Below are 10,395 nucleotides of genomic sequence, written 5' to 3' on the forward strand. Positions count from 1 at the left end.
GCTTGCGGGCGCGCGGGCGCGGGGCAAGGTGCTGTCCCGGCTGCGCACCATGGGCCTGGCCGCGGGGCAGGGACGCCGGCTGCTGCTCGTCGAGCTGGCGCCGGTCGTGTCCGCTGCGGTGGTCGCGGGCGGCGCGGTCGGGCTCGGGCTGCCCCTGCTGATCGGGCCCGCGCTGCACCTGACCGGCTTCACCGACGGGTTCGACGCGGGGCTGCGGCTGGACCCGTGGGTCATCGGCGGCACGCTCGGCCTGATCCTGGCCGGCCTCGCCACCGCACTGCTCGTCGAAACAATGTTCAACCGCCGCCTCCGGCTCGGCGAAGCCCTACGACTGGGCTCATCGGAACAGGAGTGACCCGCATGTTTGGTTCCTTCAGGCGAAGCCGTGATCTTAGCGCGACTGGTCTCGACCGCGGAGCGGCTCGAGGCCAGCCGCTGCCGGAAAAACCGCTGGGCTCATCGGAACAGGAGTGACCCGCATGTTTGGTTCCTTCAGGCGAAGCCGTGATCTTAGCGCGACTGGTCTCGACCGCGGAGCGGCTCGAGGCCAGCCGCTGCCGGAAAAACCGCTGGGCGCATCGGAACAGGAGTGACCCGCATGTTTGGTTCCTTCAGGCGAAGCCGCGATCTTAGCGGGGAAGACAGTTAGGGGGAGTATGCGATGTCCACATTGGAGGCTTTGCAGGAGCGGGCGGCGCAGCGGGCTGCCGATCGGGCGGGCGGCTCGGGGCGGCTGCGCGGGCACATCGTGTGCGACGGGCTGGTGCGCATCTACCAGACCGAGGGTGTCGAGGTCGTTGCGCTGCAAGGACTCGACCTCGTCGTAGACCGGGGCGAACTGCTGGCCATCGTCGGCGCCTCCGGCTCGGGCAAGTCGACGCTGCTGAACATCCTGTCCGGGCTGGACACGCCCACGGCGGGGATCGCCCGGGTGGGAAGTTATGATCTTCTGACCATGTCGGCGCGCAAGCGTTTGCGGTACCGCAGACATATGGTGGGTTTTGTCTGGCAACAGACGGCGCGCAACCTTCTCCCCTACCTTACGGCGATGGAAAATGTCGCCCTCCCGATGCGCCTCGCGGGCACGAAGTCGGTGCGGGCCGGGCGGAAGCGGGCGCTTGAGCTGCTCGACATGCTGGGCATCGGGCATTGCGCGGCGCGGCGGCCCGATCAGATGTCGGGCGGCGAGCAGCAGCGGTGCGCCGTGGCGCTTGCGGTCGCCAACGATCCGGAGGTGCTCTTCGCCGACGAGCCGACCGGCGAGCTCGACGAGGCCACCGCCGTGGAGGTGTTCGGCGCGCTGCAGACCATCAACGCGGAGCTCGGCGTCACGGTCGTCATCGTGACGCACGACAACAACGTCTCCGGCCAGGTGCGCCGCACGGTGTCGATCCGCGACGGGCGGGTGGCCTCCGAGGTGCATCGCGGCTCGGGCACCGCCGTCGAATACGCGGTGCTCGACCGGGCCGGCCGGATGCAGCTGCCGCCATCCTTTGTGGACGCTCTGGAACTCAAGGACCGGGTCAAGCTCAACCTGGAGCCCGATCACGTTGAGGTCCGCCGTGGGTGACCTGGGCCTGACGGGCGCGCGAGGAGGTCACGCGGACCGGGAGCCGACCGCGATTCCCGGCGGGGACCGAGGCGAGACGCCCGCGGCCATGAAACTGGTGCAGGTGGCCGGCGTCAGCCGGGACTACGGGCGCGGTGCGGGGGTGGTGCACGCCGTGCGGGACGTGTCCTTCACGGCCGGGCAGGGCGAGCTGGTGTGCGTGCGCGGCCGCTCGGGCGCGGGCAAGACGACATTGCTCAACATCGTGGGCGGGCTCGACCGTCCGACCTCCGGCGAGGTTTTCATCGACGGCGTCCCGCTCGCCTCGCACGATCTCGTGGCGTTGCGCCGCGACACGATCGGGTTCGTGTTTCAGTCGTTCGGCCTCATCCCCATCCTGTCGGCGGCCGAAAACGTGGGTGTGCCGCTGCGCCTGGCCCGGCGACCGTTCGATGAGCGGGAGCAGAAGGTCGCGATGCTGCTGGAGCTGGTAGGCCTTGGGGCGCATGCGAAACAGCGCCCCTACGAGCTGTCCGGCGGGCAGCAGCAGCGGGCGGCCATCGCCCGCGCGCTGGCCAACGATCCCAAGCTGCTCATAGCGGATGAACCGACCGGACAGCTGGATTCCGAGACAGGCAAGTCCATCATGGACCTTCTACGCGCTGTGGTCCACGCGAGAGGGATGACAGCGCTTGTCGCCACACACGATTCGGCCCTCATGGACCTGGCTGATCGGGTTTTAACGCTGCGCGACGGCGTTTTGGTCTAGACACATAGAGTTACATTCTGCGATGGTTCGGTTCATGACTCTTCCGAACCACAGGGGAAGGCGTGCCTTGGCTGCCTTCTCCGCCCTGGCGCTCGGGGTCACCGGCTTATCCGCCGCCGGAACCGCAAGCGCCGCAACCCCTCGTGCGGACATCGCCGCGTGGGAGTACTACATCAATTACGTGGAGCCGACAGTCCAGCATGACTTCATCGGCCAGGAGCTCCTCAACGGAAACGGCGGCATGCGGGCGAACCTCGACCGGGCCAAGGCCTATGACCGCAAGTTCGGCAAGGGCAACCCGCTCACCGCGCGCATCCTGTCCCAGCTCGAAGCGAAGGCCATGAAGTCCGGCAAGAGCCCGAGCTGGTACAAGAAGGCCAAGGACACGCAGGTCGCGAAGCTGCTCACGGTGCTGGTCGAGTTCAACGACCAGGCCAACGACGACTTCACCGGCGTGCAGGTCCCGGCCACGGTGTTCGGCGACCGCACCTGCGCCCCGGGCACCGTCCAAAATGGACCACTGCACAACCGGATCCCCAACCCGGCGAGCTACGCCCACAAGGACAACAACACCCTGTGGGTGCCGGACTTCTCGCCCGACTACTACAACAAGATCCTGTACACGGAGCGCGGCTACACGCAGCGCATCCGCCCGGATCTGACCGGGCCGGACGGGCGGCCGGGGATCAGCCTCGCCGGGTACACGATGCGGAACATGTACCTGGAGATGTCCAAAGGCAAGTACACGGTGGACGGTCAGGCCTCGCCCTGGGTGAAGGTCCCGCACTCCGAGGCTTGGTACGGAGCCACCCGCTGCGTGCCCGACGGCAACGGCGGCTGGGTCGCCCCGGCGATCCAAGCCATGCAGGGCCACCCGGACAACCCCCGCGGGCCGGGGGCCATGGCGACCGACGCGGTGAACGCGCTGGCCGCGATGAACCCCAGCTTCCCGTGGCGTGACTACGACATCGAGGACCAGGGCGACCGCGACGGCGACGGGAACTTCTTCGAGCCCGACGGCGTGATCGACCACCTCGTGCTCGTGCACGCCGGTGAGGACAAGTCCGGTGGCGGCGGTGCCCAGGGCACGTACGCGATTTGGGCGCACTCCTCGTCGGTACCGGGGGGCTACGAGATCCCGGGCACCGGTGGCCTCAAGGTCTCCAACTACATCGTGCAGCCCGAGGACTCGGGCGTGGGCGTGTTCGCCCACGAGTACGGGCACGACCTGGGTCTGCCCGACCTGTACGACACGACCGGCGCGGGCGAGTCCGATGTGGACTTCTGGGACCTCATGTCCTCGGGGTCGCACTCGGGCCCGGTGCTGCAGGCCATCCCCACGCACATGGGCCTGTGGGACAAGTGGGTGCTGGGCTGGGCCGAGCCTGAGATCATCGCGCCGGGCTCCAATCCACGGAACATCCTGCTCGGCCAGACCTCCCGAACTCCAAAGTGGACGGAGGACGGGATCAAGGTCGACCTGCCCGCCAAGACCATCGTGCTCGCCGAGCCGCACAGCGGAACGAAAATGTGGTACACGGGAGCCGACCAGGACTGGGCGGACATCAAGATCACGCGGGAGGTAGCGGTGCCCGCCGGAAGCGACGTGCGCTTCTGGATGTGGAACAACTACGTGATCGAGGCGGACTGGGACTACGGCTTCGTCGAGGTCTCCAAGGACGGCGGGGCCACGTGGTCCGAGCTCAAGGTCTACGACGAGGCCGGCGCGCTGGTCTCGACCGGCGACGACTACCCCGACCCCAACGGGCGCCTGCAGGACTTCGGCGGCAAGAAGTACGGCCTCACCGGCGACACGCACGGCTGGCGGCACGACTACGTCGACCTCACGCCCTACGCCGGCACGACCATCCAGCTGCGGCTGCGTCAGGCGACCGACGAGGCCACGCTGGAGCGCGGCTGGTTCGCCGACGACCTGTCGGTCACGGCGGGCGGCGCGACCGTCTGGAGCGACGACGTCGAGAGCGGTAACAACGGCTGGACCGCCACGGGCGGCACCTGGACCGACACGTCCGGGCCGGGCTGGCGGATCGACAGCGGCACCTCCATCAAGGCGCACTACTACCTGGCCGAGTGGCGCAACTTCGACGGGTTCGACGAGGGCCTGAAGTACGCCTACGACACGACCTACTCCAACGACGCGTGGAAGGTCGAGCGGATCAAGTACAACGCGCCGGGCATGCTGGTGTGGTACCGCGACACCACGTACGGCGACGCCAACCACATCACGGCCAACGTCACGGCCCTGCCGAGCGTCGGCTCGAAGGGCGCTCTGCTGCTCGTGGACTCGCACTTCGATCCGCTGCGGCGCACGGGTGAGGCCGCGGCCAAGGATCCGACCACCCTGAAAAACCTGGCGAGCCGACCACAGTCGTCCAACGTGGCCTTCTCGAAGCGGCCCACCTACCCGTTCCGGGAGTGCCTGGAGGCGGCCGGTGAGCCGTTCAGCGAGTACTGCACGAGCTTCGGCCCGCAGCCGGGCGTGTCCAAGTTCACGGACGCGCAGGGCTGGTACCCGGGCATCGAGGTGCGGGGCAGCTCGCTGTTCTTCCGCGACATCGACGCCTCGGTGGTGATCCCGTCCCGCGGGCACGCGCCTTACACCACGCGCGTGGTCAACGCCGACGGAACGCCCGCAACGGAACTGTACGGATTGGACCTCGGGTTCACCGTGCTGGGCACGGGCAATCCGGGTGACGCCGGGGTTGCCTACGGCGTGTCGATCGAGGTCAAGTGGGTCATCCCGGGCAGCACGTTCGCGCTGGTCCGGGTCACGCCCGCCACTTAGGAGATCAAGCGGGGCCGCCCCGGTCGGGGCGGCCCCGCTTTTCTACGCTCGCGCTTGATCGTTGTCACGCCCGGGGCACGGCATCGATCGTCACATCCATTGGTGACCCTGCGCCGTACCGCATGAATAAAGGACGCCTCCTGGGGATGAGGCGTCCTTGCTCGTTGGGGTGATTGGGGTGTTGGGGGTTTTGCTTCAGTCGCCCTGGCGCTGGTGCGGGATCTGGCCCTGGAGCAGAGCGCGCACCTCCGACTCCCGGTAGCGACGGTGGCCGCCCAACGTCCGGATGGCGCTGAGCTTGCCCGCCTTGGCCCACCGAGTCACAGTCTTCGGGTCGACACGGAACATCGACGCGACTTCTGCCGGGGTGAGCAGCGGCTCTGGTTCGTGCGTACGCGACGCCATGGTCACTCCTCCACAAGTACCTATAAACGAAGGCCGGGGTCCCGCCGGCCGACGCGCTACCCATAGTCCGGCTAGTCCCCGATGTCCGACATGGGCCGAACGGGTGAAGGTCCGTGGATGGACGGATGACACAAAGAACGACATGTCGCTTTTTCAGTGATGCGACGTGCTTTCACCTAGCTTGGAATGACCAGCTGTAGTTGACTAATTACTTCGTTCGAGCAATTGAACCTGACGCCAGCGATGGACGAGACGTTCGTATGCCGCGGTCGCGGCCGCACCGTCGTCTTGGGACAGTCCGTTCAGCCCTTCGGCAACGAGCTCGACTGAGTCATCTTCCTTCAGCGCCTCGTCCGAAAGCAGGTTGGTCAGGCCACCATAATCAAGCTCAACGACCGACCCCGGATGGAACAACTCCAGCCAGCGGGCCGTCTCGCGGAGCGCGTCGGTGATCGGCACGTCGCCAAGCGACCGGCGCAGCACCCGCAGGCCCTTGTGCACCCGCTGGCGCGACTTGCCGATCTCCGCACGGAAGCGCAGCACCCGCCGCTCGCCCTCATCGAGCACCAGCTCGCGCTCCTCGGGCGCGAACAGCACGAACCAGCGCAGCGGCACCCCCCACGTGGCCACCTGCTCGTGCACCCGCTCGCCCGCCTCCGACGACGCCACGACCGTCTGTGCCAATCCCACCAGCGCGGGTGGCACAAATGCGTCGGCCAGCACCTGCGGCACGCCGTCGCGCGCCTGCAGGGCCGCCTCCGCCACCCGCATCCGCAGATTCCACGGGCACACCAGCGGCGCGTCGCCCGCGCCCAGCACGTATGCCTCCTCGGGAAGATCGGGCAGCCGGGACCAGCCCGCGCCCAGCGCCTCCAGCACGACCGTGCGCTGCCGCCCCGGTCCATCGGAGATCCCGACCGCACGGCCCTCGGCCACGTAGCGGCGCCAGAAGCGCTGCCGCTCGGGATCGAACGCGGTCAGCGGCTCATACACGCGAAGGTATGCGGCGAACTGTGTCGGCACTTCGCGATCCTCGCACGATTAGGGGCCCCACGACACATGGACCGCTCGGGTGGCGCCCGAGCCGGATGGTCCGAAGCGCACGAAGGTTCCTTTACGCTTCAAATGGGAGTGCCGTTACCCCGACACGACCGATCCGTCGCCACAATGGCCTCACAAAGGCCATGCAACGAAGCTTGGAGCCAGTAGTGGGCGTATTCAGTGAAGGCAGCCACGAACAGGTCGTGTACTGCCAAGACTCAGCCTCCGGCCTGAAGGCCATCATCGGCATCTACTCCACGGCGCTGGGGCCCGCGCTTGGCGGGACGCGCTTCTACCCGTACGCCTCGGAGGAAGAGGCGCTCCACGACGTCCTGGAGCTGTCCCGCGGGATGGCGTACAAGAACTCGCTCGCCGGACTGGATCTCGGCGGCGGCAAGGCCGTCATCTGGGGCGATCCCGAGCTCAACAAGTCCGAGGCGCTGCTTCGCGCCTACGGGCGGTTCGTGCAGTCGCTCGGCGGCCGCTACTACACGGCGTGCGACGTCGGCACCTACACCTGGGACATGGACGTCGTGGCCCGCGAGACCCGCTTCGTCACGGGACGCAGCGTCGAGCACGGCGGCGCCGGCGACTCGTCCATCCTCACCGCGTGGGGGGTGTTCCAGGGCATGCGCGCCGCGGCCGCCCACCGCTGGGGCAGCCCGTCGCTGCGCGGCAAGCGCGTGGGCATCTCGGGCCTGGGCAAGGTCGGCAAGTACCTCACGGCACACCTGATCGAGGACGGCGCCGAGGTCGTGGGCACGGACGTCAACCCCAAGGCGCTGGACTGGGCCCGCCACACCTACCCGCAGGTCGATCTGGTACCGGACACGACCGCCCTGACCACCAGCGACATCGACATCTACGCGCCCTGCGCGCTGGGCTTCGCGCTCAACGACGAGACGGTGCCGGCGCTGCGCGCCGAGATCGTCGCCGGCGCGGCCAACAACCAGCTCGCCCACCCCGGCGTCGAGAAGCTGCTGATGGACCGCGGCATCCTCTACGCGCCCGACTTCTGCGTCAACGCGGGCGGAGTGATCCAGGTGGCCGACGAGATCGAGGGATTCAACTTCGAACGTGCCAAGTTGCGCGCCACCAAGATCTACGACACCACCGCGCGCCTCCTGGCCATGGCCGACACCGAGGGCATCTCGCCCGCCACCGCAGCCGAGCGCCTCGCCGAACAGCGCATGGCCGATGTCGGGCGGCTTTCGGTGATCCGGGTCTGAAAACCCCCGGTAGGCGTCGTGGCAATTCTCACGGCGCCCCCTCCAAGGTGCGGCTTCGGGGCGCGAAAACGCTCTTCCCGGCGCCCTGAGGCCGCTCATAGCCCTGACCACCTCGGGTTATGACCCTCGCTCCATGTGCCCCTTACTGCAACAAATCCGACAGCAACAAAAAACGCCCAGGAACCCGGGATGCCGAACCCGGCTCGGGGCATGTACCGTATGAGCCACGAGAGATGTCTGAGTCATTCGGGGCCCGCCTTCGGGCAGCCCCGTCATTCATGTGCGAGGGGGTCGGCCATGGGGCGCGGCCGAGCTAAGGCCAAGCAGACGAAGGTGGCCCGGGAGTTGAAGTACCACTCTCCCAACACCGACCTTGAGGCCTTGCAGCGCGAGCTTTCGGGCAGCAGCAGCCCAGCAGCCGTCGACGATGAGCCTGACGAGTTCGACGGGTATGCAAGTTATGACCCCGACGACGAGGACGACGACGCTTCCTGGGCACAGCGCAAGTAGGAGCGCGCTGTAAGGACCGGGGTCATCGCGGTCTGTTGTTCCAGTTGAAGAACGTCGGGATGTTTTCGAAGTGGTTCCAGGCGCAGACGGCGCTGACGTCTGCGCCGGCCGCTTCGTCACGTCCGATCCTGGCGTCGCGGGCGACCTTGAGCAGTGGAGTGAGTTCGGCGTGCGCCTCGCGGATCCGCGCGGCCACCCGATCAAGCTCTGCTGACATGTTCGAGCACTCCCTCCAGTAGGTTGATCTTGCTGTTGTGGCAGTGCTCGGTCTCGGTGCCGTCGAACCTGCCGTGCTCGAAGTAGCGGTTGGCGGCGTGCCCGCCACCACAGAACCCGAAGTAGGGGCAGGTGGCGCGGCACGCCTCGACGCCCTCGACGAACTCGGCGACCCAGCGGGTGCGCTGTGGCGCGAGCAGCAGGTCGGCAAGCGGCGTGGTGAGCACGTTGCCGCTGCTGAAGTCGCCGTAGCGGCCGTCGTTGAAGCCCGCGAGCTCGGGTGAGAGCAGCACCACCGAGCCGTCGTAGCCGATCGTCGGGATCGGGTCGAGCTGGCGCGGGAGCAGGTCCGACGTTGTGCCGTCGAGCACCGCCGCCACATAGCGCAGCGTCCACTCGATCTCACGGACGTGGATGCGCGGGGCGATCCGCCAGGCCGCGGTGAGCTCGCTCCAGAACGCCCGCACGGCGCCGGCGTCGTGCCGGTTTTCCCGCGTGTTGACGCCCTCGCGCTCCTCGATGTTGATCCCCAGCACGTCGCAGCCGAGCTCCAGGAAGAACTCATACAGCCGGGTCGCCACGCCCGGCCCGGGGTCGCTGACGACGCACAGGGCGGCGAAGGTCAGCCCGTTGCGGCGAAGCGCTTCGATACCCTTCATGATTATTTGGTACCGGCCGTGTCCGCCGCGATCCCGTCGCGCCTGATTGTCCTGCTCGGGCCCGTCCACGCTGACGCTGACCCGCACCTGCTGCTCGCGGAAGAAGTCGCACCAGGCGTCGTCGATCAGTGTGGCGTTGGTCTGCATGTGGTGCTCCACGCCTGGGGCGAACGGCGCCATCAGCCGGGCCAGCTGCTCGCGGCCCGCGGCCATGGGCTCACCGCCGTGCCAGACCACCGAGAACCGCTGCTGACCCGCCCACCGGTTGACGTCGGCCGCCACCGCGCGGGCGACGGCCGGGCTCATCCGCCGATCGTCTGCGCGCAGCGGCAGGTAGCAGTAGGAACAGTCCAAATTGCACAGTGTGGTCGGCTGCATGACAACGTAAGAGGGCACAGAGGAAATCCCTCGCATGCCCTCTGTGTTGGCCACCCGACCATTGTCTGGTCAGTCGTCGAGCCAGTCCAGCCTTCGATCGCCCCGATTGCGCCGGTCGTCGGGGTAGCCCGGTTGCTGCCCGTATCCCTGCTGCTGTGGGGCGCCGTAGGGATCCTGCTGGGCGGTGTTGCCGTACGGGTCGGGCGGATAGCCGCCCGGCGAGCCGTAGGCCTGTTGACCGTAGCCCGCGTCGGCCTGCGGCTGTCCGTAGCCTGCGTCGGGCTGCTGCTGTCCATAGCCCGCGTCGTAGCCGGCCTGGCCGCCGTAGCCGCCCGAGGTCGGGCCCGCGTACTGCGTGGGCTCTTCGTATTGGTTGGGCGCGCCGTAGCCGGCCTGCTGCCCGTAGCCGGGCTGCTGGTCGTAGCCACCCCAACCGGGCTGCTGCTGGGGCGGCGGCGCACCATAGGCGCCCCCGCCACTGGGCTGCCCGTAAGCCCCACCACCGCTGGACTGCCCGTAGGCACCGCCCTCGTTGGGCTGGCCATAGGCCCCGCCGCCGCTGGGCTGCCCGTAAGCGCCGCCGCCGCTGGGCTGGCCGTAGGCACCTCCGCCGCTGGACTGCCCGTAAGCGCCGCCGCCGCTGGACTGCCCGTAGGCACCTCCGCCGCTGGACTGGCCGTAGCCACCGCCGGCGGCGGGCGGGCCGTAGCCGGGCTGCTGCTGTGGCGGCGGGCCCCAGCCGGGCTGCGGGGGCTGCTGCCCATAAACCTGGGTGGGGTTGCCGTATTGGTCCATGCCGGGCCGGTGCATCTGGGTGGGCGCGTCGTTCATGC

Annotated in this window: 9 protein-coding genes and 2 pseudogenes; 6 read left to right on the forward strand and 5 right to left on the reverse strand. The window is 68.3% G+C overall.

Annotation, left to right across the window (positions count from 1 at the left end):
* The 4 genes and pseudogenes from DM816_RS36260 to DM816_RS36275 form a co-directional block, all read left to right on the forward strand.
* Positions 1-355, forward strand: a pseudogene (locus DM816_RS36260) (FtsX-like permease family protein); the annotation flags it as partial.
* Between the two features lie 306 nt (positions 356-661).
* Positions 662-1,570, forward strand: coding sequence for an ABC transporter ATP-binding protein (locus DM816_RS36265; protein WP_117215039.1), 909 nt, complete (start codon positions 662-664; stop codon positions 1,568-1,570).
* Between the two features lie 88 nt (positions 1,571-1,658).
* A complete protein-coding gene (locus tag DM816_RS36270) occupies positions 1,659-2,318 on the forward strand; it encodes an ABC transporter ATP-binding protein (RefSeq protein WP_117215045.1) in 660 nt (219 codons plus the stop codon).
* A 34-nt stretch (positions 2,319-2,352) separates the two neighbouring features.
* Positions 2,353-5,124 carry an immune inhibitor A domain-containing protein gene (locus DM816_RS36275; protein ID WP_117215046.1) on the forward strand — a complete coding sequence of 924 codons (2,772 nt, stop codon included), beginning with the start codon at positions 2,353-2,355 and terminating at the stop codon, positions 5,122-5,124.
* A 195-nt stretch (positions 5,125-5,319) separates the two neighbouring features.
* On the opposite strand, the gene DM816_RS36280 is transcribed toward DM816_RS36275, so the two are convergent.
* Positions 5,320-5,529: a BldC family transcriptional regulator gene (locus DM816_RS36280; protein WP_020522548.1), complete on the reverse strand. Its 210-nt coding sequence runs from the start codon at positions 5,527-5,529 to the stop codon at positions 5,320-5,322.
* A gap of 204 nt (positions 5,530-5,733) precedes the next feature.
* Positions 5,734-6,552, reverse strand: coding sequence for a DUF8083 family protein (locus DM816_RS36285; protein ID WP_117215040.1), 819 nt, complete (start codon positions 6,550-6,552; stop codon positions 5,734-5,736).
* A 161-nt stretch (positions 6,553-6,713) separates the two neighbouring features.
* Here DM816_RS36285 and DM816_RS36290 point away from each other — a divergent pair, with 161 nt between their 5' ends.
* Both DM816_RS36290 and DM816_RS36295 read left to right on the forward strand, forming a co-directional pair.
* Complete coding sequence (locus DM816_RS36290) at positions 6,714-7,799, forward strand: Glu/Leu/Phe/Val family dehydrogenase (RefSeq protein WP_117215041.1); 1,086 nt, start codon at positions 6,714-6,716, stop codon at positions 7,797-7,799.
* 297 nt (positions 7,800-8,096) lie between these two features.
* The gene (locus tag DM816_RS36295; protein WP_117215042.1) at positions 8,097-8,309 is read left to right on the forward strand and encodes a DUF3073 domain-containing protein; all 213 of its coding nucleotides are present in this window, start codon (positions 8,097-8,099) and stop codon (positions 8,307-8,309) included.
* Positions 8,310-8,331: 22 nt separating this feature from the next.
* Here the strand turns inward: DM816_RS36295 and amcA are convergent, their stop codons facing one another.
* From amcA to DM816_RS36310, 3 genes and pseudogenes are all read right to left on the reverse strand, one after another.
* Positions 8,332-8,526: a multiple cyclophane-containing RiPP AmcA gene (gene amcA, locus DM816_RS36300; protein ID WP_117215043.1), complete on the reverse strand. Its 195-nt coding sequence runs from the start codon at positions 8,524-8,526 to the stop codon at positions 8,332-8,334.
* Entirely contained in the window at positions 8,510-9,598 is a 1,089-nt protein-coding gene (gene amcB, locus DM816_RS36305) for a cyclophane-forming radical SAM peptide maturase AmcB (protein WP_117215047.1), read from the reverse strand. The genes amcA and amcB overlap by 17 nt, the downstream gene beginning before the upstream one ends.
* A gap of 33 nt (positions 9,599-9,631) precedes the next feature.
* Positions 9,632-10,395: pseudogene (locus tag DM816_RS36310) on the reverse strand (hypothetical protein); the annotation flags it as partial.

Origin of the sequence: Allorhizocola rhizosphaerae, from assembly GCF_003426775.1 — a bacterium.
GTDB lineage: Bacteria > Actinomycetota > Actinomycetes > Mycobacteriales > Micromonosporaceae > Allorhizocola > Allorhizocola rhizosphaerae.